This is a genomic window from Chryseobacterium salviniae, assembly GCF_035819015.1.
GTDB classification, from domain to species: Bacteria; Bacteroidota; Bacteroidia; order Flavobacteriales; family Weeksellaceae; genus Chryseobacterium; species Chryseobacterium salviniae.
In genome coordinates, this window is sequence record NZ_JAYLAA010000033.1 from 1 (window position 1) to 23201 (window position 23201).

At 37.4% G+C, this 23201-nt stretch carries 20 protein-coding genes; 4 read left to right on the top strand and 16 right to left on the bottom strand.

The features are described 5' to 3' along the window. Window positions 1-164 precede the first annotated feature (164 nt). Window positions 165-1367, top strand: coding sequence for a C1 family peptidase (locus SOP96_RS07815; protein WP_326320426.1), 1203 nt, complete (start codon window positions 165-167; stop codon window positions 1365-1367). Between the two features lie 279 nt (window positions 1368-1646). On the opposite strand, the gene SOP96_RS07820 is transcribed toward SOP96_RS07815, so the two are convergent. Further along, complete coding sequence (locus SOP96_RS07820; RefSeq protein ID WP_326320427.1) at window positions 1647-2708, bottom strand: NADH:flavin oxidoreductase; 1062 nt, start codon at window positions 2706-2708, stop codon at window positions 1647-1649. Window positions 2709-3208: 500 nt separating this feature from the next. Between SOP96_RS07820 and SOP96_RS07825 the strand changes: the two genes are divergently transcribed. Then, complete coding sequence (locus SOP96_RS07825; RefSeq protein WP_326320428.1) at window positions 3209-3598, top strand: winged helix-turn-helix transcriptional regulator; 390 nt, start codon at window positions 3209-3211, stop codon at window positions 3596-3598. Between the two features lie 9 nt (window positions 3599-3607). Here the strand turns inward: SOP96_RS07825 and SOP96_RS07830 are convergent, their stop codons facing one another. Both SOP96_RS07830 and SOP96_RS07835 read right to left on the bottom strand, forming a co-directional pair. Further along, on the bottom strand, window positions 3608-4147 hold the full coding sequence (locus tag SOP96_RS07830) for a hypothetical protein (protein ID WP_326320429.1): 540 nt from the start codon (window positions 4145-4147) through the stop codon (window positions 3608-3610). Between the two features lie 201 nt (window positions 4148-4348). Continuing rightward, window positions 4349-6781 (bottom strand): alpha-ketoacid dehydrogenase subunit alpha/beta, encoded by a 2433-nt coding sequence (locus SOP96_RS07835; protein WP_326320430.1) that lies wholly within the window; start codon window positions 6779-6781, stop codon window positions 4349-4351. A 137-nt stretch (window positions 6782-6918) separates the two neighbouring features. Here SOP96_RS07835 and SOP96_RS07840 point away from each other — a divergent pair, with 137 nt between their 5' ends. Next, on the top strand, window positions 6919-7212 hold the full coding sequence (locus tag SOP96_RS07840; protein WP_326320431.1) for a hypothetical protein: 294 nt from the start codon (window positions 6919-6921) through the stop codon (window positions 7210-7212). A gap of 1 nt (window position 7213) precedes the next feature. Here the strand turns inward: SOP96_RS07840 and SOP96_RS07845 are convergent, their stop codons facing one another. The 5 genes from SOP96_RS07845 to queA all read right to left on the bottom strand — a co-directional run bounded on the left by SOP96_RS07845 (window position 7214) and on the right by queA (window position 12735). After that, on the bottom strand, window positions 7214-8191 hold the full coding sequence (locus tag SOP96_RS07845; protein WP_326320432.1) for a polyprenyl synthetase family protein: 978 nt from the start codon (window positions 8189-8191) through the stop codon (window positions 7214-7216). A gap of 188 nt (window positions 8192-8379) precedes the next feature. Then, window positions 8380-9258: a hypothetical protein gene (locus SOP96_RS07850; RefSeq protein ID WP_326320433.1), complete on the bottom strand. Its 879-nt coding sequence runs from the start codon at window positions 9256-9258 to the stop codon at window positions 8380-8382. A gap of 269 nt (window positions 9259-9527) precedes the next feature. Further along, window positions 9528-10457 (bottom strand): sterol desaturase family protein, encoded by a 930-nt coding sequence (locus SOP96_RS07855; protein ID WP_326320434.1) that lies wholly within the window; start codon window positions 10455-10457, stop codon window positions 9528-9530. A 74-nt stretch (window positions 10458-10531) separates the two neighbouring features. Beyond that, window positions 10532-11566, bottom strand: coding sequence for a dual-specificity RNA methyltransferase RlmN (rlmN, locus tag SOP96_RS07860; RefSeq protein WP_326320435.1), 1035 nt, complete (start codon window positions 11564-11566; stop codon window positions 10532-10534). A 119-nt stretch (window positions 11567-11685) separates the two neighbouring features. After that, window positions 11686-12735 carry a tRNA preQ1(34) S-adenosylmethionine ribosyltransferase-isomerase QueA gene (gene queA / locus SOP96_RS07865; protein WP_326320436.1) on the bottom strand — a complete coding sequence of 350 codons (1050 nt, stop codon included), beginning with the start codon at window positions 12733-12735 and terminating at the stop codon, window positions 11686-11688. A 174-nt stretch (window positions 12736-12909) separates the two neighbouring features. On the opposite strand from queA, the gene SOP96_RS07870 reads away from it, so the two are divergent. After that, window positions 12910-13602, top strand: a complete 693-nt coding sequence (locus SOP96_RS07870; protein ID WP_326320437.1) for an AIM24 family protein — start codon at window positions 12910-12912, stop codon at window positions 13600-13602. A 49-nt stretch (window positions 13603-13651) separates the two neighbouring features. Here the strand turns inward: SOP96_RS07870 and SOP96_RS07875 are convergent, their stop codons facing one another. The 8 genes from SOP96_RS07875 to SOP96_RS07910 form a co-directional block, all read right to left on the bottom strand. Then, window positions 13652-14383 (bottom strand): hypothetical protein, encoded by a 732-nt coding sequence (locus SOP96_RS07875; protein WP_326320438.1) that lies wholly within the window; start codon window positions 14381-14383, stop codon window positions 13652-13654. Beyond that, the gene (locus SOP96_RS07880) at window positions 14380-14868 is read right to left on the bottom strand and encodes a DNA-deoxyinosine glycosylase (protein ID WP_326320439.1); all 489 of its coding nucleotides are present in this window, start codon (window positions 14866-14868) and stop codon (window positions 14380-14382) included. Before SOP96_RS07880 ends, SOP96_RS07875 begins: the two co-directional genes overlap by 4 nt. An 82-nt stretch (window positions 14869-14950) precedes the next feature. Next, the gene (locus SOP96_RS07885; protein ID WP_326320440.1) at window positions 14951-16945 is read right to left on the bottom strand and encodes a S9 family peptidase; all 1995 of its coding nucleotides are present in this window, start codon (window positions 16943-16945) and stop codon (window positions 14951-14953) included. Between the two features lie 190 nt (window positions 16946-17135). Beyond that, window positions 17136-17480, bottom strand: a complete 345-nt coding sequence (locus SOP96_RS07890; protein WP_072884219.1) for a phage holin family protein — start codon at window positions 17478-17480, stop codon at window positions 17136-17138. A 64-nt stretch (window positions 17481-17544) separates the two neighbouring features. Beyond that, window positions 17545-17967: a PaaI family thioesterase gene (locus tag SOP96_RS07895; RefSeq protein WP_326320441.1), complete on the bottom strand. Its 423-nt coding sequence runs from the start codon at window positions 17965-17967 to the stop codon at window positions 17545-17547. A 316-nt stretch (window positions 17968-18283) separates the two neighbouring features. Continuing rightward, window positions 18284-20401 (bottom strand): type IA DNA topoisomerase, encoded by a 2118-nt coding sequence (locus SOP96_RS07900; RefSeq protein ID WP_326320442.1) that lies wholly within the window; start codon window positions 20399-20401, stop codon window positions 18284-18286. Window positions 20402-20586: 185 nt separating this feature from the next. After that, window positions 20587-21462, bottom strand: a complete 876-nt coding sequence (locus SOP96_RS07905) for a pirin family protein (RefSeq protein ID WP_326320443.1) — start codon at window positions 21460-21462, stop codon at window positions 20587-20589. 1153 nt (window positions 21463-22615) lie between these two features. Continuing rightward, complete coding sequence (locus tag SOP96_RS07910) at window positions 22616-23200, bottom strand: Crp/Fnr family transcriptional regulator (protein WP_326320444.1); 585 nt, start codon at window positions 23198-23200, stop codon at window positions 22616-22618. Window position 23201 lies beyond the last annotated feature (1 nt).

Consider the following 23201-nt stretch of genomic DNA (forward strand, 5'->3'; position numbering starts at 1 on the left):
TTTTTTTTCTGTTTYGGGCGGCGGCTTGCCCCCCCCCGAATCCAGAAAAAAGCGAGTAGCGAAAGCGCGAAACAGCTCCTAAAATTCAGGATTAAATTTAACCTTTGTCTTTGTAACAAATTTGTAATATGAACGACTATTTGTATAAATAATATTTTATAGTAATGAAAAATACCAAATTTGTATCATTACTTTTTGTTTTGTCTGCAGGAAGTATGATGTTTGCTCAGGATGACTTAATCAATAAGCTAAAAAACAACCAGTCTCAAAATGCCAATTTCCAGTTTACCACACTGAAAGACGTTGGCGCGACTTCGGTAAAAAACCAGGGTTCTTCAGGAACATGCTGGAGCTATTCGGGAAACTCTTTCCTGGAGTCTGAAATGCAGAGAATGGGCAAAAATCCTGTTGATCTTGCAGAAATCTTCACGGCAAGAAATTCTTACCACGACAAAGCAAAATTATATGTATTAAACAACGGAGCAATCAACTGGGGCGACGGCGGTGAGCTGCACGATGTGATCAATATGTACAAAAAATACGGTGCTGTTCCACAGGATGTTTACACTGGATTGAAACAGGGACAGACCCTGAATAATTTCTCTGAAATGCAGGGTAAACTGAAACCTGTTCTGGACAGCTTGGTACAGGCATCATCTAAGGGAAAATTATCGGATAACTGGATGGCTTCCGTAGATGCGATTTTAGATCAATACCTGGGAAAAGTTCCGGCTAATTTTACCTATGAAGGAAAATCTTACACGCCGCAATCTTTTGCAAAAGAAGTTGTAGGAATTAACCCGGAAGATTATGTTGAAATTTCTTCATACAAAGATTATCCGTATTACCAAAAATTCGTTGTTCCGATTCCGGATAACTGGAGCCATGATTCCGACTGGAATGTTCCGATGAAAGATTTAACAGCGATTATCGATAATGCTGTAAACAAAGGTTATTCCATAGGCTGGGCAACTGATGTTTCCGAACCGTACTTTTCGTATAAAAACGGGGTGGCTTACGTTCCGGATATGAATCTTGACCAGATCAATAATGAGAACAAAGTGACTTTATTCACCGAGCCTAAAAAAGATAAGACCATTACGGAAGATATGCGCCAGCAGGCTTTAAACAACCTTTCAACAACCGACGATCACGGCATGCATATCGTAGGACTGGCAAAAGACCAGAGCGGAAAAGAATATTACATGGTAAAAAATTCCTGGGGCGTAACGAATGATTTTGAAGGTTATATTTATGTTACAAAACCTTACGTGGAGTACAAATCTACCGCTATTCTTGTTCACAAAGATGCGCTTCCTAAAAGCATCAGAAAGCAACTTAAGCCTACTAAAAGTATCGGTTTATAAAATCACTTTTTGTCAGAATCAAATCTGACATTTTAGATATTTAAATCTGTTAAAAAAGCCACTTTCCATATTCCGGAAAGTGGTTTTGCTTTTCAAAGAAAACCGCCTTCAGAAATAATCTTCAGGCGGTTTTTGGTAAAAAAATTTAAATAGGTAATCAAGATATGGTAAAATCATCAATAGTGAATTTTGCTCAGTAAGTGAATAGGAACTGCTCATTCAGAAAAGTTGTCAAAATCAAATGGGCAGAAAAGCAGATTCACCATTGATAATCAAACTTTAATATAATACGCCGAGGCTTTCTGCAGAAAAGTCAAGAAGCGCTTCGGTATTTTGTTCTTTAACTTTTTTTGCCCACTCCGGATCCTGAAGCAGCGCACGGCCTACAGCAACCAGATCGAAGTCTCCCCTTTCGAGTCTTCTTGTAAGTTCAGTTAAATCTTCTTTTTCTGTCCCCTGGCCTGCAAAAGAACCTGTAATATCTCCCTTTAAGCCCACCGATCCTACTGTAATGGTTGGCTGTCCGGTAATTTTCTTGGCCCAGCCTGCAAAGTTGAGGTCGGAACCTTCAAATTCCGGTTCCCAGAATCTTCTTTGCGAACAATGGAAAATATCGACTCCGGCATCTTTTAACGGCAGCAGCCAGTCTTCCATTTCTTCAGGGGTATGGGCTAATTTGATTGAATAATCCTGCTGCTTCCATTGGGAAAGACGAATGATGATGGTGAAATCTTCACCTACAGCCGCTCTGATTGCCTTTACAACATCTACTGCAAACCGGCTTCTTTCTTTAATGGTTTTTCCGCCGTATTGATCAGTTCGGGTATTGGTACCGTCCCAGAAAAACTGGTCAATCAGATAACCGTGTGCGCCATGAATTTCAACCACATCAAAACCAAGATCTTTTGCAGATTTTGCAGACTCAGCAAATTTAGCAATCGTATCCTGAATGTCTTCCAGTGTCATTGTAGACGCTTTTTCCATGTCTACAGCCGGATAATCAGGGTTATTTCTGGTGTCTCCTACGTGCCAGATCTGAGGTCCCATTTTCCCACCGTTTTCGTGTACGGCATTAATGACGTTTTTCCATCCGTTTAAAGCTTCTGTTCCATAAAAATCCGGGATATTCTGCATGTTTTTTGAAGCAGGCCTGTTGATTACGGTTCCCTCAGAAAGGATTAACCCGACCTCTGCTGCCGCTCTTCTTGCATAATAGTCTGTGATCTGCTGTGTAGGAACTCCATTGTCGGATTGAGCTCTCGTCATCGGAGCCATTACGATTCTATTTTTTAATTCTAAATTTTTATATTTAAAAGGGGCAAATAAGGATTCTGTACTCATTTTTAGATTTACTTTTTTATAATTGTTACACAAAGTAACTAATAATAGTTCATATTTGTATCTTTTAAAGAAAAAAAGTAGTAACTTTGTGGTAACTTACATTAGTAACTTTAAAGTAACACTTAAGGCTACTCTGTAAGTTGGTTTTAACCTCAAAAGGAACAAAAGATAAGCGTATGCTTATTTTATATAAAACTGCATATTAAGAATACATAAGTTCAAACCCATCGTACACTTTTATAAGCAGAACGGCTTTGTGAAACTTAAAACAGTTAGCAGATAGAAATTCTTGTGAGCTTCGTGTTCAGGAAGATGGCAGATTAAGGTTAAAAGATGTCGATGAGTTCAGCTCGAATATCGTGGAAATTGATCGAATCAGAATCTCTGCGCCCTCTTATAAGCAGAACGGCTTTGTGAGACTTAAAAACAGAACATATTTAAAAAAATCTTTGTGGCCTTTGTGTTCAAAAAAGACCAACAAAATTTAAAATAAACTTTTTATGAAAAAGAACGAATTAATGCAATACAGCTGTCCTCTCGGTAAAGCAATGTCTGCACTGGGAAGCAAATGGAAACCGATTATTGTATTGGTGATCAAAGACCGGAAACTGCGTTTTGGAGAACTTGCAGTGCGCATCAATGTTATTTCCAGAAAAGTTTTGACCGATCAACTGAGAGAGATGGAAGCCGACGGATTGGTGATTCGTGAAGAATTCAAGGAAATTCCGCCGAGGGTTGAATATTCTCTGACGGAGAAAGGGTTGGCATTGCTTCCTATTTTGTACCAGCTTGAGGAATGGGAAACGAAATATCATGTGTACGATCCGGAAAAAGAGAAGGATTGTAAGATGATTATGGAAGGAAAGAAGATGCAGAAGAGTTTTGTGTAATGGTATTGACTATTTTTCAATTTCAGAAAAGTCAAATAAATAAACACTTAAACGATAACTTTTTTTATACTCCATACATTTTAAATTAACCTCATCAACCAACTTAATTTGCTCATTATTTAAATTACTATAATTCTTATCTCTATTCGGAATATTAGTAGCAATTGAAATCATGTAATTCATTGCATGATTTAATTCAATTTCAAATTCATTTTCTATTAAGTTCCATGCATAATTAATATAATTTACAAGCAATGAAAATTCAAGTGCATTTTTTGGAATGAAATAAACATCAGAGTCTGGATGGGCAAATTTATTTTTATTTCTCCATGTATGAGCAATAATATTATTTCTAAAATACTTTAACTTCCATTGATTAATTTTTTTAAAAATAGGCTTATTTATATCCCTTATTTCTTGGATTCTATCTTCATAGATATTTAAGTACGTTTTATTAAAATATGAATTATATTCTTCATTAAAATTAACAACTTCAAGAATTATATGATACAATAATGGTGTATCAGAATAATCTAATCCTTTTAGCAAGCCATTATCTTGTTTTAATTTATTCCATAAATTATTGATGGCTTGCTTACATTTATATAAAATAAATATACTTTCATAAAATTTAATTTCTTATTTAGATAAGTTTTTTTTATTCATAATCTAATTTAATCAATTTCATAATATATTTATAACAAAACCGCTCCCAAAAGAAGCGGTTTCAAAATTTATGTAAAATCTCAATTAAAATATCGCGGGATATTTCTGAGGATTTGTTTCATTAAACATCGTATAGATTCTTTCTACCATATCGTCTGAAGATGGCTTAGAGAAGTAATCTCCGTCACTTGCATACGCCGGTCTGTGATCATTTGCAGAGATCGTCAAAGGATCAGAATCTAAAAACCTGAAGGCTTTCTGCTTTTCTAAAATCTGCTGTAAAATAAACGCTGAGGTTCCACCTTCCACATCTTCGTCAATCACCACCAATCGGTTGGTTTTCTTCACAGATTCAGCAATTTCATGGGTTAAATCGAATGGAATCAATGACTGAACATCAATCACTTCCGCAGAAATTCCTAATTTTTCAAGCTCTTCGGCTGCTTCCATAACAATTCTCCACGTAGAACCGTACGTTACCAACGTCACATCTTTTCCTTCTTTGGTTACTTCAATTTTGCCTACAGGAACGGTGAATTCTCCCAAATTATCCGGCTGTTTCTCTTTTAATCGGTATCCATTCAGACATTCAACAATTACGGCAGGATCATCGCTCTGAAGCATGGTATTATAGAATCCGGCAGCTTTTGTAAGGTTTCTCGGAACCAAAACTAAAATCCCTTTGGAAAGATTAAGAATTCCCGCCATCGGAGAACCGGAATGCCAAACCCCTTCCAGCCTGTGACCTCTTGTTCTGATGATTACCGGAGCTTTCTGTCCTCCTTTGGTTCTGTACTGAACCGTCGCCAGATCATCGCTCATTCCCTGCAAACAGTATAAAATATAGTCTAAATATTGGATTTCAGCGATCGGTCTCAAACCTCTCATCGCCATACCGATTCCCTGTCCAAGAATCGTAGCTTCACGGATTCCGGTATCAGCTACACGAACTTCGCCATATTTTTCCTGCATCCCTTCCAGTCCCTGGTTGACGTCACCGATATTTCCGGCATCTTCACCAAATACTAAAGTTTCAGGATATTTTTCGAAAATTTTATCGAAATTATTTCTTACTACTACTCTTCCGTCCACATCTTCAGAATTTTCAGAATAGACTGGCTTGATTTCTTTTACGTTTTCAGCTTTCCACTGAGACTGAGAATATAAGTGAGACGAATAATTGTCTTTTTCCACCTCGAAAATCTCATTGTATTTCTGCATCAGCTGATTTCTTTCTGCAGAATTCGTTCCTCTTGTTGCCAGCAAAGATTTTCTCACCAAATGGAAAACATCTTTTTTCGCTTTGGAAACCAATTTGTTAAACTGGCTGATATAGTTTTCAATATCAGAATTTTGTCCTTTAAGATTTTCAACAAAAGGCAATACAGAACTGATTAAATCCGTGATGGTCTTCTGATAGTTTTCCCAGGCAGCTTTCTGTCCGGCTTTTACCGTTTTTTTAGCTTCTTCATCAATAGCATCCAACTCTTCAGCCGTTGCCAATACTTCTTCTTTTCCGTCGATTTCGATAGAATAATCTAAAATCCATTCTTTGAATTTAACCAATCCGTCAAACTGGGATTCCCAAGCAAGACGATCTTCATTTTTATATCTTTCGTGAGATCCTGAAGTAGAGTGTCCCTGAGGCTGCGTAACTTCTACCACGTGAACTACTACCGGAATGCTTTCCATTCTTGCAAACTGTTCTGCTCTGGCGTAGGCATCCAGCAATGAAGGATAATCCCATGCTTTCACCTGAATAATTTCACATCCTTGGAATTCACCTTCTTTTCTCTGGAAACCGCTTAACATTTCCGCAATATCTGCTTTGGCTCTCTGCTTCATGGTAGGAACTGAAATTCCGTATCCATCGTCCCAGATTGAAACAATCATCGGAACCTGAAGCGCACATGCAGCGTTCAGCGTTTCCCAGAAGTGTCCTTCTGCTGTGGAGGCGTCTCCGATGGTACCGAAAGCGATTTCGTTTCCGTCTTTGGAGAATTTTTCCGAACCTTCAAATTTTACTGATTTATATATTTTGGAAGCCTGCGCTAAACCTAATAATCTTGGCATTTGTCCGGCAGTGGGAGAAATGTCTGAAGAAATATTTTTTTGAGCTGTTAAATCTTTCCAGCTTCCGTCTTCATTAAGGCTTCGCGTAGCAAAATGCCCGTTCATCTGTCTTCCCGCAGAAGCAGGCTCTCTTTCAACATTGGTATCTGCATACAGCTGTGCAAAGAAACTTTCAACAGTTAACGCATCAACAGCCAGCGCAAAGGTCTGATCTCTGTAATATCCCGAACGGAAGTCTCCATTTTTGAAAACTTTCGCCATTGCAAGCTGAGGAAGTTCTTTACCATCCCCAAAAATACCAAATTTAGCTTTTCCCGTAAGAACTTCTCTTCTGCCCAAATATGACATTTCGCGAGAAACCCTTCCTAACTTATAATCTTCAAGTATCTGATTTTTAAAGTCTTGAAAGGAAATTTGCTGTGTTTCAATATAGGTTGTCTGCATAGCCCGATAAAAAATTTTATAATTCTTGAAGTATTTTGCTAATATACACTTTTTAAATTAATTTTAATTTTTAATAATCTTTTTTAAAAATTTGATAATAAAAAAAATTGTATTTATATTGAAAAAAAATTGTACAGATGGAGAAGAAATCCACTCATATTCTGAATGCTTCGAGTAATTTACTGGGATTTTCACTGGTGATTATCACTTCTTTGAAGATCACTAAAATGAGCCATAGTACACATTTGGACGAATTTGCGGGGGTAGCCTGCCTGTTTTTTGCGTTCAGCTGCTTCTTTTCTTTTCTGGCAATACGATCCACACACGAAAAGCGTGGCAACAAGTTTGAAACTATTGCGGATTATTTATTTTTAACCGCTTTATTTTGCATAGTTTCAGCTGTTATTATTGTAACGATGAAAATAATTTAATTTAAAATTTTCGCTCAATTACGTAATCCAGCATAATATGTAAAGATTTTCTGGCTTCAGAATCGGGAAATTCATTGAGGATATCTTTGGCTTTTTGCTGAAAATCCTTCATCACAGAAATGGCATAATCCAGCCCTCCGGAACTTTTCACAAAGCTAATAAGTTCCTTCACACGTTTCTGATCGGTATTGTAGCGTTTAATAGTATTGAAATAGTATTTCTTATCTTTTTCGGTGGCGTTTCGCAGGGTAAAAATCAGTGGTAAAGTCATCTTCTGTTCTTTGATATCGATGCCTACAGGTTTTCCGATAACATTAGAACTTAAGTAGTCGAAAAGGTCGTCCTTAATCTGAAAAGCCATTCCGGTAAAGGTTCCGAAATCCATCATTTTTTTAGCCAGATCTGCATCAGCATTGTTTGACAAAACGCCGATTTCGCAGCATGCTGCAATAAGGGTTGCGGTTTTCTGACGGATAATTTCGTAATACACTTCTTCCGTAATATCCAGTTTGCGCGCTTTTTCCAACTGCAGAAGCTCACCTTCAGACATTTCACGGATTGTTCTGGAAATAACTCCGAGTAAATCGTAATCTTTATGGTCTGTTGATAATAAAACCGATTTTGACAACAGGTAATCGCCGACTAAAACAGCAATTTTATTTTTCCACAACGCATTGATTGAAAAGAAATTGCGTCGCTTAAAGCTTTCATCCACCACATCATCGTGTACCAGCGTTGCAGTATGAATAAGCTCTATCATGGAAGCACCTCGGTAGGTTTTTTCATTAACATCTCCAACAAGCTTGGCACAAAGAAAAACGAACATGGGGCGCATCTGCTTCCCTTTTGTAGTAACGATAAAACGTGTGACTTTATCTAATAAAGGTACTTTACTCTGCATGGATTCATAAAACTTCTGCTCGAAAAGTTTCATTTCCTCATTGATCGGTCGCTTAATTTCTTCTACAGTGTTCGCCACAATCTTTGATGATGGATAAATTATTAATTACCACAAAGATAATTTTTTTCAGGCAATTTTAAGGTAATTTAATACGAATATCATTTTTTTAGTTTTAACGCAAAGTCGCAGAGAATTATATAATTATTTGAATATTTTTACATCCGCAAAGGCGCTTAGCTCAGCAAGTGATACAAACGTTTAAATTATTAATCTTTGAGCTTGTCAGTTGGAATAAAATACAGACTCTGTTTTGCCGTTCCGAAAGGCGAATGAAATTTTTCACCGGAAATATAAACACCTGTTTCATCTACAGCAATTCCTTCAATCTGCCCGATGGAAAGGGAACTTCCAAGATAGTATCTTTCCGGATCTTCATTGAAAAAAACGCCCGGTTCGGTTTCCCTGAAAATATTCAGGAATACTTCCGTCTTTTTTGTGTAGCCGATGAGGTACAGCTTTTTATTGTAATAAGAAGCATCGGTCACTAAAAAATTGGTTTTGAAAGTTTCTGTTTTCAATGCCTGCTGCTTTCCCGGAACTTTAGGATCAATAGTGTAATGTGTCGTTGATTTTGCGCTCCATTCCTTTGTGAAAAGATGAATTTTCCCGTTGAGGTAGATCATTGCTTCCGCATCAAAATCTGTTGATGAATATTTAGGTGTAAACTCTTTTTGTTCAGGATATTCAAATGGAATTAATGTAATAGAATCGTTTTTAAAAGATTCGTTTTCAGATGGTACTTTATAAATTTCCAGGTCTCTTCTCGTCCCTCCGTTATTTCCGAAATCCCCGATGTAGAAATTGCTCCCGTCGTTAGTCAGCGCTTCCCAATCTTTATTTTCAGTGTTGATTTGTATGGTGCTGATGATTGTTCCTGTGGTTTTATCCAACTCAAAAATTTCCGGTGAATTTCCGCTGTCGTTGAAGGTGTACAGCTTTCCGTTCAATAAGCTTAAACCTGATGTTTCCTTAATTTTTTCATCCAGATAAGCAATTCTGAACTTCCTGATCTTTAATGGTTCAGATTGTTGGGAAAATGAGAACGTAAAAATTGTGATTGCAATAGTAAAGAAAAGCTTTTTCATTAGGTAAAAATATTATAAATGACGGTAATGGTAATCTTTTTAACGCAATGGACGCAATTTTTAAAAAAAAATAATTTGTTTATTTTTCCTTCGCAAAGGCGTTTCACTCAGCGAATGACAGCAAAATCTGATATTAATTTATTTTTTACTAATTAATGTTCCATTCAGCAAAGTCTATATAAATATCAAAGAATTCAATAAAAAAGACGGGCAAAACCGCCTGAATTGATTATATAGATTGTATTGAAATCTATTAATGGTATAAAAACTTACGCCGTTTTCTTCTTAGATTGCTGGTTCTTCTTGGCCCAATAATCTTTCTGATATTGTCTTACTGTTTTTCCGGTCCCGTCGTGTCGCCATCCGGGAGAATTGAAGATATAATTGAGCCTGTCGGAAAATTTCAAACCCGGTTGTTTGATATCTTTCCAGATTTTCCGCCATTCATACAGAAGAACGGTATCCGGCTTATTGTCAGGCATTTTAGGATAAATACCATATTTTACAGGTACATTGGGATCTTCTTTTTCAAAAGTCCCGAAAATTTTATCCCAGATAATCAGGCACATTCCCATATTTCTGTCCAGATATTTGATATTGCAGGCGTGATGAACACGATGATGAGAAGGCGTAACCAGAATGTATTCCAGAATTCCCATCCTTTTTACCGCTTGTGTATGAACCCATGTTCCATAGACCTGGCCTATAGCATAAGCCACCATAATGTGCCACGGATTAAATCCTAAAAACGCCAATGGTGAAAAATAAAGATACCGGTACAGCGGCTGCAGAACCGGACTTCTGAAACCTGTTGTTATATTAAAATATTCGGAATTATGATGGGTAATATGAACCGCCCAGAAAGCTCTGGAATGATGGTCTACATAATGAAGGACATAATAGGCAAAATCTGTAACGATAAAACAAAGTAATCCGTACCAGATCGTATATTCCCATGAAAAAATCCTGTGGTTGAAGAAAAAAAACATAAAGCCCATGGCAAAAGCTTTCATTACAAGATCCAAAGTGAAATTCAGCCCTGCAAGATAAATACTTGTAGCGACATCTTTGCCATTGTAGAGTTTGGCTTCTGCGACATGACTGTAAATCATTTCCGCAAGAATAATTGTAGCGTGAACCGGAATTGACCAGGCATAGACGTTTTCAAGACCGTCTTTACCAAAAAAATAATCTACCATCGTCACTTTTATTTGGCACAAAGGTAAGATTTAAAGAAAACGTTAAGAATATTTCGAGAATATTTAATAAAATTTTAATCCGCAGTTTTATTGGCAAGCTGTCCACAGGCTGCATCAATATCTCCGCCACGGCTTTTTCGTACGACACAGACAATACCTGCATTTTCAAGCTGGCGGATATAGTTTTCCTCTGCCTGCTTGTTGCATTGGTCATACTTTCCGTCACCAATGGGGTTATATTGAATTAAATTAACTTTAGAAGGTACCTGTTTGCAGTATTTAATGAGTGCTTTAATATCTTCATCTCCGTCATTGATCCCTTTCCATACGCAGTATTCAAAAGTAATGACAGAACCTGTTTTCTGATACCAGTATTGAAGTGCTTCCATAATTTCCGTTAAAGGAAACTTATCGGAAAACGGCATGATCTCATTACGTTTTGATTCGATAGCAGAGTGAAGTGATAAGGCAAGTTTCACTCTTAAATCATCATCAGCAAGCATTTTGATCATTTTAGGAATTCCTGATGTAGAAACGGTAATTCTTCTAGGTGACATTCCTAAACCTTCCGGCTGTGTGATTTTCCTGATGGCTTCCACCACATTTTTGTAGTTCATCATCGGCTCTCCCATTCCCATAAAAACGATATTGGAAAGCGGCCTGTTGAAATACATTTTGCTCTGGCTGTCGATTAAGGCAACCTGATCTACAATTTCTGCCACTTCAAGGTTTCTCATTCTTTTAAGCCTTGCGGTTGCACAGAATTCGCAGTTTAAGGAGCATCCTACCTGGGAAGAAACGCAGGCAGTGGTTCTTGTTTCCGTAGGAATTAAAACAGATTCCACCAATAAACCGTCATGTAGCTTTACTCCGTTTTTGATGGTTCCGTCGGTGCTTTTCTGGAGCTGGTCAACAGATACCGGATTGATGGTATATTCTTCGGAAATTCTTTCACGAAGGTTTTTCGAAAGATTCGTCATCTCATCAATCGAATGGAGGTTTTTGCTCCACAGCCAATCGTACACCTGCTTCGCTCGGAAAGGCTTTTCTCCTAAAGAAGCAAAATATTCTTTAAGCTGGTCGAGTGATAAAGTTCTGATATCTTTCATACTATGTAAGGCTAGGTTAAAAGTAAGAAGTAAGAAGTGAAAAGTTAAAAGTGAAAACTAAAACGTTTACTCTTATTTCAACACTATCTTTTACTTTTAACCTGGCTCTTTTTACTTTTTTATAAAATTAACATTGCATCTCCGTACGAGTAGAATTTATATTTCTCTTTCACGGCTTCTTCATAAGCATGCATTACGAAATCTCTTCCTGCAAATGCTGCAATCATCATGATTAATGTAGATTTCGGCGTGTGGAAATTCGTGATCATACAGTTGGCAACCCCAAATTCGTGAGGAGGATAAATGAATTTATTTGTCCAACCGTGGAATGCAGAAATTTTCTTGTTTGAAGATACGGAAGTTTCCAGTGTTCTCATTGTTGTGGTTCCTACAGCACAAACTCTTTTATGGGCATCAACGGCATTGTTGATGATCTGGGCATTTTTTTCATCAATAAAAATTTCCTCAGATTCCATTTTGTGCTTGGAAAGATCTTCCACTTCAATCGGGTTGAATGTACCTAATCCAACGTGAAGAGTTACTTCTGCAAAATCAATTCCTTTGATTTCCAGTCTCTTCATCAGATGTTTTGAGAAGTGAAGTCCTGCCGTAGGTGCAGCAACCGCCCCTTCCACTTTTGCGTAGATGGTCTGGTATCTTTCTGCATCTTCCGGTTCAACTTCTCTTTTAATATATTTCGGAAGCGGTGTTTCTCCCAACTCTTTTAATTTAGCTCTGAATTCTTCATAAGAACCGTCGAATAAGAATCTTAATGTTCTTCCTCTTGAAGTGGTATTATCAATAACTTCCGCTACCAGAGATTCGTCTTCGGTAAAGAATAATTTATTTCCGATTCTGATTTTTCTTGCAGGATCTACCAATACATCCCAAACTCTGGTTTCCTTATCAAGTTCTCTTAAGAGGAAAACTTCGATTTTTGCGCCTGTTTTTTCTTTATTTCCATAAAGACGTGCCGGAAAAACCTTGGTATTGTTGAAGATGAAAAGATCTCCTTCATCAAAATAATCGACAACATCCTTGAACAGTTTATGCTCGATGGTTTCGGTTTTTCTGTTCAAAACCATTAACCTTGCTTCGTCTCTGTGTTCGGATGGGTGTTCTGCCAATAATTCTGCAGGAAGATCAAAATTAAAATCTGATGTTTTCATTTTTTAAATTACGGTTTAAAAATTAACCAATTACAAGATGTAATTTTCGGACTGCAAATATACAACATTCGGCACCCCTTTGTCAAGTATTATTTACAATCGGGCAAAAAACCGTGATTTTACGGGGAAGATTAAGGCTGAAAAGTTGTATTTTGCGGTTTAAAATATACACTTATGAGCAAATATTCAATTGAATCTTTCGTAAACGAAACTAAGGAAAATCCTAATGAGCGTGATTATTTTGAGCTGGAAAAGCCTGCTTTGCTTGAAATCAATCTCAATAATCAGGCAGTATGGACTAAGGCCGGAAGCATGGTAAGCTATGTGGGAAATATCAATTTTGAGAGACAGGGAATGCTTTCGGGCGGCTTGGGAAATCTCCTGAAAAAAGCAATAAGCGGTGAAGGAGCGCGGCTGATGAAAGCCGAAGGAACCGGAAAATTATATGTTGCTGACGAAGGAAAAAAAGTTCGAATTCTTTATCTTAACAATGAAGCGGTTTGTGTAAACGGAAATGATGTACTGGCACACGAACAGAGCGTAAAAAGTGATATCACCATGCTGAAAAGCATTGCAGGCGTTATGTCCGGCGGATTGTTCCAGGTAAGATTATCCGGAACGGGGCATATTGCCATTACTACTCATGGTGAGCCATTGACTTTACTGGTCACTCCGGATGCTCCGGTTTTCACAGATCCTAATGCAACGGTTGCCTGGTCGGGAAATTTAACTCCGGAATTGAAGACTAACGTTTCGTTTAAAAGTCTTATGGGTAGAGGGAGCGGTGAGGAATTCCAGATGAAATTTTCCGGTAACGGATGGGTTTTGATACAGCCTTATGAGGAAGTGTACAGAATTGAGAAATAATATAATTCTACTATTAGTAAGAGCAAAAGCAAAAATTCTGCTTTTGCTTTTATTTTTTGATGCCTTTTAAAATATTTTCAATATGATCTTGTACTGGTCCCGGCTTTTCTTTCGGCAGCTTAATTTCGTAAGGACGTACAACCAGTTCGAGGTTTCCTTCATCCAGTATTTCTGAATCTAATTTGATATCTGCTTTATTGATTTTCATATCTGCATGACTGATAAATACATTATCCTGTGCTTCAAAATTGATATATGGGAATGGTGTAGACATTAAAAACATAATTGCTAAATTTCTTAAATCCCCTTTGGATCTTTTCATTTCTGCGGTGATCGTAAGCTGTGGTTTTTGAGATGTTGCCTTTTTATATTTTTCTATTGTTACTTTTTTAACACCTGAATCAGAACTTATATCATTTTGCTTGTAAATAAGCTTTGACAATTTATCTTTTTCAGAATTATCGATTATAAGATAAGCACTGTAATAATATGTATAATTCTTTGACTCAAATATGTTACCTGTACTTTTTATCCTGAAAAAATGTATTAATTCTCTTTTATAATCAAAAACCGTAATCTCCCGAAAACCTTTCTCATAAGCATCATTTATCTTAGCGAAATACGATTTTTCATTTGAATTGAGAAGATTATCTTCAACCTGTATGTATTTTGTACCGGTATTTTCAATTTTTGACCTTATATAATAATTAAATTCGTAGTGTTGAGAAAATATATTTACAGAAATAAAAATAAAGAAAAATAACAGGGTCCGTTTTTTCATAAATATTGTTTTAGCTTCATCCAATCCTCAAGTTTTCTTTCAAAAGAAACCGTATGAAGAGGGCTTGTTGAGGGCAGCAAAAATACCGGAATTTTATAATTCTTTCCTAAAATTTTCTGCACATTTTTATATGATTTTCCACCGTTGCAAAATATGGCTTTTATATTGGGATGATTTTCCAACAGTTCTTCAATCTGATTGGCTTCTTCGTTTTTAATCTCAGAATCAAGGCTTCCTTTTCTTTCGCACGAATCAATGACGTCCCAAAGCGCAATATGATGTTTTTTTAAGATCTGAATTCTTTGATCATAATCTTCCGTAAATTCTTCATTGAACAATTCAAAAACAATCTTCCAGAATTTGTTTTGCGGATGGCCGTAATATTGTTGTTTTTTCAGGGATTGAATACCTGGAATTGAACCTAAAATTATAATTTCAGAATGATCATCAATAATTGGAGGAAAAGAGAAAATTCTGTTATGCATGATTAAGGTTTTTATATTTTGGCTAAAGCCTTTTCATTTTTCACAAACAAAAAGCGGGCTAAAGCCCGCTTCTATTGATATTTTATAGTGTTTCTTTTAACCATTCGAAAAATTCTCTCTGCCAAACAAGACCGTTCTGTGGATGAAGCACCCAGTGGTTTTCGTTCGGGAAATATACCAGCTTTGATTTCAAACCTCTAAGCTGGGCGGCCTGGAAAGCTTCCTGTCCCTGCTCGTAAGGAACCCTGTAATCAATTCCTCCCTGAACGATCATGATCGGCTTATTCCATTTATCCACAAAATTACTTGGATTAAACTCTGTGTATGCTTTCGGAAGGGGGTTTTCCCAAGGCGAACCGAGATCCCAGTTGGCGAACCAAAGTTCTTCCGTTGTAAGATACCATGATTTCATATCAAACAATCCGTCGTGTGCAATAAAGGTTTTGAATCTATTCTCATGAATTCCGGCTAACATGAATACACTGTAACCACCATAGCTTGCGCCTACCGCGGCTACTCTTTCACCATCTACATAAGGCAATGTTTTGGCATAATCCGTTGCGGCAAGGTAATCTCTCATCGGCTGGCCTCCCCAGTCTTTGGATATTTCTTCATTCCATTTTGTTCCCCAGCCCGGCATTCCTCTTCTGTTTGGTGCCACAACAATATATCCGTTGGCAGCCATTAAGGCGAAATTCCATCTTGTACTAAAGAATTGTGTTAATGCAGACTGTGGTCCGCCCTGGCAATATACCAGTGTCGGGTATTTTTTATTCGGATCAAAATTGGGAGGATAATGGAACCATACCCCCATTTCTTTACCGTCGGAAGTTTTCACCATTTTAAGTTCAGATTTCCCCTGTGCCAGGCTTGCGTACGTGTCTTTATTGACTTCGGTTACCTGCTGCATTTCTCCGTTTTTGATATTTACCGAAAACAGATCCGTTGCGTGGTTAATGTCTGTTCTTCCTACTAATAAAGATTTTTTCTGATCCGCAAATATTTCATTCACATCAAAATCACCTTTTGTGATCTGCTGAACTTTAGCGTTTTTCGGATCTAATGAAAAAAGCTGTTTTGTCCCTCTAAAAGCAGCCGTAAAATAAATCGTTTTGGAATCTGCGCTCCAGAAGACGTCACCGGAAACGCTTTCGTCCCATCCGGCAGTGAGATTTGTCACTTTTCCGGTTTTCCAGTCCATGATTTTTACATCATTTTTATCTGCTTCATAACCGTCTCTTGCCATGCTCTGCCAAATGAGTGATTTTCCGTCCGGACTGAACTTAGGATTCACATCATAGCCTTTATTGGATTCCGTTAAATTTCTGGTAGTCCCTGTTGCAATATCGTAAGCGAAGATGTCTGTATTTGTACTGGTGGAATACTCTTTTCCGCTTTTCGCTTTTGTTACATATAAGAGCTGTGAAGAATCCGGGCTCCAGATAAAATCTTCAGCTCCTCCGAACGGTCTTTGCGGAGCGTCCCACATTTTACCTTCAAGAAGATCTTTTGCTGCATCAGCTTTATCGGAAATATTCACCACAAAAACATGATTGTATTTTCCTTCGTTAAAATAATCCCAATGCCTGTGATTGAGGTCGGTATACACCTGTGCTGTAGTTTTCGGGGTATCGGAATATTTGTCTTTCCCCATTACTTTTTCCACCAGTACCTGTCTGCTGAAGGCTATTTTTTTACCGTCGGGAGAAATGACAATATTATCTGCTTCCCCGATCATATAAAATTCCGTCCAGGTTTTGGCGTTGTCTTTAGAAAGAAAAATCTTATCGCCTTCTTGGGCATAGATCCCATTTTTATCCCATTGAATCAAAACTTTTTTACCCAAATCCATTTTTGCGGACTGGTTATTGAGGACATTCAGGAAATAGCTTTCGTTTTTTGTTTTCTCTGTTTTAAGATCTACCTGTCCCACTTTATAAATAAGCGAAGACTGATCTGGTGAAACGGCCTGTACTCCGACTTTTTTTAAAGTCCAGAGGATTTCAGGCGTCATTACTTTTTGTGCATTCATTAAGAGCGGCGCTGCTAAAGCGAGCAGACTGTACTTAAGTTTCATATTGTTGATCGAATTTTTGATTATGATATAAAGCTCATAATCCAGTTTATTTCAAAGTTTTCAAAGGTACTTATTTTTAGCATACACGGAGAGAATATTCAGATATAAAATTTAAGCAAAATCGTGTATTGTCTTCATAAAAAAGAGTGAACCGAAGCCCACTCATTATCAACGTTTGATAGATTTACAATTAATCTCCGTCCGAAAACATCGAATTGGCCAGAGAAGTGATCAGGGAAAGAAGAATGCTGAAAATCAGCGCCCACCAGAATCCGTCGACGACCATACTGTCTATAAAGTAATCTGCAATAAGAATGATAATGGCATTGATAACAAGGGCAAATAATCCTAAAGTAATAATCGTTAAAGGCAAGCCCAAAAGGCTAAGAATCGGTTTTACAATGAGGTTTAAAATTCCCAATACGATGGAAAAGATAATAGCACCTCCGAATCCTGAAAAATGGACTCCCGGTAAAATCATGGTGAGCAGATAAGCTACAATTGCTGTTACCAGCAGGCGAATAATTAAGTTCATATTTTTATTTTTTTAGTTCAGTTCAAAAAACTTGTTACTTTAAATATAGCAAAATTTTCGAAAATTATTTTATTTTCATCATGGTAACGAGTGAAGTGGCAACGTGACTTTCAGACTCATTGTTTTCATCAACAGTATAGATTTCAGTACGAATAACGCTGATTTTTGCGCCACCTTTGATAACGTACGACTTTGAAACCAATGCATCACCGATGGCCGGTCTCAGATAATTCACTTTTAATTCTACGGTTACAACATAGCAATCTTCTTCATAATGACTTACTGCAGCATATCCGGAAGAGACATCAACCAAAGAAGCAATCATGGCTCCATTGAACATTCCGGCTTTTCGGGTCATCAGATCCATTTTAGGAATTTTCATGGAGATAAAGTCGGTTTCAACTTCCAAAAGTTCTGCTTTGTAGAATTTCAATGTTTCGGAGCGGTTGAAACTATTGGTGATGAGCTGTTTTTTTTCGGGGGTCATGTTTTGATTTTAAAGGTAAATGTAAATACAATTTTAAAAAACAATGCAAATATATTTCCGTTATTATTTTGATTAAACCATTATGGTAATCTAAGCAGTTAAGATTGCAGTAAGTTTTGGCTAAAGCCGTTTGAAGTTTTTATTTGAAAGCGGACTAAAGTCCGCTGCTATTGATGTTCGCAGTGAAAAATTCTATTCTTTGCTTGTTGTACAGATACTTCGACAAGCTCAGCATGACATTGCAAATACTAACAGTTCTTATTTAATACTATTTTGTAACAGCCTTTGCTGAGCGGAGGTAAAAATCTTACCTTAATTAATTTAAAATAATCTGAAAATGTTCATCCATAGACAAAACACCTTCCGCCAAACTTTCGGGATGGGTTATAAACCCTTTTAACTTTGAAGTTTTTCCTTTTAATACCAAATCCATCAGCTGCTTATCCGATAATTTTTTACCGAATATTTCAAAGGTTACTTTGAATCCGCAGTTTTTAAAGTCTGAACATCCTACAGCTGTTTTCCCCTTCATAAGATGGTGTTCTTTACATTTTGGGCATTTTGTTTCTTCCCAGGATTGCAGCTCTTTTTTAACGGCAGGTTCGCGTTTTTTCTTTTCTTTACCTGCTTTTTCTTCTTCCAGATTAATTACTTTTCCTTTACCATATACTACCTTTTCTGTAAGTTCCGTTACCATTCGGATCAGTTCTTCTTTAAACTGATTGGCTTCATATTCACCCTTTTCAATTTTTCGGAGCTTGAATTCCCATTCTCCTGTAAGTTCCGGACTTTTCAGGAGTTCGTCTTCGATGGTATCAATAAGCTGAATACCGGTTTGGGTAGCGATGAGGTTTTTCCTTTTCTTTTCGATATACTTCCTTTTAAAAAGAGTTTCGATGATATTGGCTCGGGTTGATGGCCTTCCGATCCCGTTGTTTTTAAGCAATTCACGGAGTTCTTCGTCTTCCACCTGTTTCCCTGCTGTTTCCATGGCCCGGAGAAGTGTTGCCTCAGTGTAAGGTTTTGGCGGTGAGGTTTTACCCTGATGGATCATCGGATCGTGCGGTCCGATTTCTCCTACGGTAAATTCCGGAACGGTCTGTTCTTCCTCTTTATCTTTGTATTTTTCCGATTCATCTTTCGGTTCCTTCGCATATAATGCTCTCCATCCCGGTTCGATAATCTGTTTTCCGCTGGTTTTGAAAGGAATGGTTCCTACTTTTCCTTCTACCAAGGTGTTTGAAATTTTACATTCAGGATAAAAAACAGAAATAAATCTTTTAGCAATTAAATCATACACCAGTTTTTCCTCTCTGCTCAGATTTTGGGAAGGCGGAACTTCCGTAGGAATAATCGCGTGGTGATCCGTGACTTTCGTATCATCAAAAACCGTTTTGGATTTGGGAATAGGTGCCTGCAGCAATGGTGAAACAAGCTCCTGGTAGAATGTCATTTTTCTTAGGATTCCCTCTATTTTCGGATATAAGCTTTCAGATAAATACGTTGTATCTACACGAGGATAGGTGACATGCTTTTTTTCGTAAAGGCTTTGGATGTAATTCAATGTATTTTCTGCGGAATAACCATATTTTCTGTTGGCTTCGACCTGAAGTCCGGTAAGGTCAAACAATCTCGGATTTTTTTCTTTACCCTCTTTAATTTCGAAAGAAACGATCTCAAAAAGGTTTTCTTTTAAATATTCCAGGCCTTTTTCGGCGCGTTCTAATGTTTTTAAACGGTCGATGGCGGCATTAAAAACAACGTCTCTGTATTTCGTTTTCAGTTCCCAATATTCTTCTATGGTAAAGGCATCAATCTCCTTTTGACGCTGAACCAGCATGGCCAGTGTAGGAGTCTGCACTCTTCCGATAGAAAGCACCGCTTTGTTTCCCCCGAATTTTTTGGTGAAAAGCCTTGTTGCATTGATGCCTAAAAGCCAGTCGCCGATCGCCCTTGCATTTCCGGCGAGATATAAATTTTTGTAGTCTTCGGCTGGTTTCAGACTGGCAAAACCTTCCTTAATGGCTTCTTCGGTAAGAGATGAAATCCACAAACGCTGAATGGGTTTGTTGCATTTCGCTTTCTGCAATACCCATCTTTGGATGAGCTCTCCTTCCTGTCCGGCATCCCCGCAGTTAATGACCTCATCACATTCGGCTACTAATTTTTCAATAACTTTAAACTGGTTTTCAACCCCTTTATTCGGAATTAATTTGATCCCGAAATTATGGGGAATAATGGGTAGCAGAAAAAGATTCCAGGATTTGTACTGCGGACCGTAATCGTGCGGTTCTTTAAGGGTGCAGAGATGCCCGAATGTCCATGTCACACAATAGCCGTTTCCTTCCATATATCCCTGTTTGGGAGTGGTGGCGCCCAATACTTTGGCAATATCTCTGGCAACACTGGGTTTTTCGGCAATACAAAGTTTCATGAATTTTTTGGAGTTTTGAAGAGGGCAAAAATCGGGATTTTTTTTGGATTTTGCTAATTTGTTGATGGCGGATGAGTGTTGGTTGATGGTTGATTGCTGAGTGTGTGGCCGTTGAATAAAAAGCTCCCTTAAAAAGAGAGCTCACCAACAATACTTATGAACCAGGTTCATGAATTTATTTTATTTTACATTGTCATCGGAACTTCCATGAGAAGAATTTCCGTATTTTCTGATGTTGCTTTAATCTGTAAATCCGAAATATCCCAAACGCCGAAGCCGTCTCTTTCTTCCAGCTTCTGGCCTTCGATTTCAGCACTTCCTTTGATGATGAATGCATACACGCCATTGCTTTTTTTCTTAATCTGATAGGTGGTTTCGCTGTTATTTTGAAAGCTTCCTAAATGAAACCATGCATCCTGATGAATCCATACCCCTTCGTCATCGGGATTCGGAGAAAGGATCTGCTGGAATTTGTTTTTGCTTTTCGTTTTATCTAAAGTAATCTGATCGTATCTTGGCGTCACATTTCTTTTATTCGGATACACCCAGATCTGAAGAAATTTTACCAGCTGATCCTGGTTTTTGTTGAATTCACTGTGCATAATTCCTGTTCCGGCACTCATTACCTGGATATCACCGCTTCGGATAACGGCTGTATTTCCCATACTGTCTTTATGTTCCAGATCGCCTTCCAATGGAATGCTGATAATCTCCATATTGTCGTGAGGATGTGTTCCGAAACCCCTTCCCGCTTCTACTTTATCATCATTTAAAACTCGTAATACCCCGAAATGCATTCTTTCCGGATTATGATAATTGGCAAAACTGAAGGTATGATGGCTCACCAGCCAGCCGTGGTCTGCTTTCCCTCTTGTATCTGCTTTATGAATAACAGAGTTGTCTTTTATTTTTGAATCGGGATTGGGAAGATGGTTGTAGCCAATCGGTTCCAGCGGCTCAATTTCATCAATTTCATTTTTCATCGTATTTCCTAACGATGCTGATGCCACGAACATTCCTGTTCCCAATAATCCTTTTTTTAAAAAATCTTTTCTGTCCATATCTGTATGTTATTTATTCTTTTGGTAGGACAAAATTAGGTGGATGGAAATTCCTGTGCATTTAACTAGTTTAATAAATTCATTTCTTTTGTCTTGAAATTGAAATTCAATGCTAAAAAGAATTGTTTATTGTTAGTCGTTAATTTCTTTTGTCTTGAAACAAAAGAAACAAAAATTCAAGACTGGAACCTTACGCTAAAAAATATTTTTATTCTCTAAAAATCCCAAAACTCGTGCGAATTTACTGTTGGTTCTTCGGTTTATTATTGCTGTCGCACTCAGACAGTGGAATTTTATTTACGTTCATAAAACTATTTTTCTTAACGCTTCAGTTTCCTATGTCAATTTTATAGTGGGTGTATTAAAGTTGGTCATTCCGGAAAAATCTCAACAAGCATTTTTCAATTTCTTTTGTCGTGAAAATGAAATTCAATGATAACAAAGATTATTATCTGTTAATTTCTTTTGTCTTAAAACAAAAGAAACAAAAATTCAAGACTGGAACCTGAAGGCTAAAAAATAGTTTTATTCTCTAAAAATCCCAAAACTCGTGCGAATTTACTGTTGGTTCTTCGGTTTATTATTGCTGTCGCACTCAGACAGTGGGATTTTCTTTACGTTCATAAAACTATTTTTCTTGACGCTTCAGTTTCCTGGGTCAATTTTATAGTGGGCATATTAAAGTTGGTCATTCTGGAAGAATCTCAACAAGCATTTTTCAATTTCTTTTGTCGTGAAAATGAAATTCAATGATAACAAAGATTATTATCTGTTAATTTCTTTTGTCTTAAAACAAAAGAAACAAAAATTCAAGACTGGAACCTGAAGGCTAAAAAATATTTTTATTCTCTAAAAATCCCAAAACTCGTGCGAATTTACTGTTGGTTCTTCGGTTTATTATTACTGTCGCACTCAGACAGTGGGATTTTATTTACGTTCATAAAACTATTTTTCTTCACGCTTCAGTTTCCTAGTTCGTTTTTTTATAGCGTTATATTAGAGATCCTTCGACTGCTTCGCGCTCAGGATGACAGCGTGCAACATTAAACATGAAAAGAAATTGTGATGATAAAACCACCCCGTCAAAAATTCTCCAAATTTTGCCACCCCTCTGGAGGAGGGGAATTGCGCGCGCGTTATTGAATTTTGAACATTATTTTTGTCTTGAAGCGAGGCGTTTTCGGATGGTGCTTACGAATTCTTTGGAAACGCCGAGATAGGAAGCAATATAGTATTGTGCCACTCTTTGCGGAATGGAAGGGTAGACTTTTATGAATTCCAGGTAACGGTCTGAAGCACTTTTGGAAATGGTATTCACGAGACGGTGCTGGAGTGTGGAAAGGTTCCTCTGAACGAGCATTCTGAAAACCCTTTCAAATTTGGGAATTTCGGTTAATAGTTTTTCTTTGGTTTCCGGATTCAGCATATAAATTTCCGAATCTTCCAGCGTTTCAATGTATAAATGAGATGGCTTCTGATCCTGAAATGAAGCAATATCACTGATCCACCAGTCTTCTATGGCAAACAGGATGGTGACTTCAAAGCCATTGTCATCAAGATAATATACTCTTACACAGCCTTTCTGAATGTATCCTTCAAACTGGCAGATTTCTCCTTCGCGTAGCAGCACAGTCTTTTTGGGAAAGGTCTGAAGGGTAAGTAAATCTGTAAAAAATTGTTTTTCTTTAGGATCGAGAGTAATGAATCGTGTTACGTTTCCAATGATGTTTTCAGACATA

Bases quoted from the DNA above. Each gene is read 5' to 3' on its own strand.
- SOP96_RS07820 (WP_326320427.1), bottom strand. From the start codon at position 2,708: ATGAGTACAGAATCCTTATTTGCCCCTTTTAAATATAAAAATTTAGAA.
- SOP96_RS07900 (WP_326320442.1), bottom strand. From the start codon at position 20,401: ATGAAACTTTGTATTGCCGAAAAACCCAGTGTTGCCAGAGATATTGCC.
- SOP96_RS07880 (WP_326320439.1), bottom strand. From the start codon at position 14,868: ATGCATAACAGAATTTTCTCTTTTCCTCCAATTATTGATGATCATTCT.
- SOP96_RS07885 (WP_326320440.1), bottom strand. From the start codon at position 16,945: ATGAAACTTAAGTACAGTCTGCTCGCTTTAGCAGCGCCGCTCTTAATG.
- SOP96_RS07905 (WP_326320443.1), bottom strand. From the start codon at position 21,462: ATGGACAGAAAAGATTTTTTAAAAAAAGGATTATTGGGAACAGGAATG.
- SOP96_RS07855 (WP_326320434.1), bottom strand. From the start codon at position 10,457: ATGGTAGATTATTTTTTTGGTAAAGACGGTCTTGAAAACGTCTATGCC.
- SOP96_RS07850 (WP_326320433.1), bottom strand. From the start codon at position 9,258: ATGAAAAAGCTTTTCTTTACTATTGCAATCACAATTTTTACGTTCTCA.
- SOP96_RS07910 (WP_326320444.1), bottom strand. From the start codon at position 23,200: ATGTCTGAAAACATCATTGGAAACGTAACACGATTCATTACTCTCGAT.
- SOP96_RS07840 (WP_326320431.1), top strand. From the start codon at position 6,919: ATGGAGAAGAAATCCACTCATATTCTGAATGCTTCGAGTAATTTACTG.
- rlmN (WP_326320435.1), bottom strand. From the start codon at position 11,566: ATGAAAGATATCAGAACTTTATCACTCGACCAGCTTAAAGAATATTTT.
- SOP96_RS07825 (WP_326320428.1), top strand. From the start codon at position 3,209: ATGAAAAAGAACGAATTAATGCAATACAGCTGTCCTCTCGGTAAAGCA.
- SOP96_RS07890 (WP_072884219.1), bottom strand. From the start codon at position 17,480: ATGAACTTAATTATTCGCCTGCTGGTAACAGCAATTGTAGCTTATCTG.
- SOP96_RS07870 (WP_326320437.1), top strand. From the start codon at position 12,910: ATGAGCAAATATTCAATTGAATCTTTCGTAAACGAAACTAAGGAAAAT.
- SOP96_RS07875 (WP_326320438.1), bottom strand. From the start codon at position 14,383: ATGAAAAAACGGACCCTGTTATTTTTCTTTATTTTTATTTCTGTAAAT.
- queA (WP_326320436.1), bottom strand. From the start codon at position 12,735: ATGAAAACATCAGATTTTAATTTTGATCTTCCTGCAGAATTATTGGCA.
- SOP96_RS07815 (WP_326320426.1), top strand. From the start codon at position 165: ATGAAAAATACCAAATTTGTATCATTACTTTTTGTTTTGTCTGCAGGA.
- SOP96_RS07835 (WP_326320430.1), bottom strand. From the start codon at position 6,781: ATGCAGACAACCTATATTGAAACACAGCAAATTTCCTTTCAAGACTTT.
- SOP96_RS07895 (WP_326320441.1), bottom strand. From the start codon at position 17,967: ATGACCCCCGAAAAAAAACAGCTCATCACCAATAGTTTCAACCGCTCC.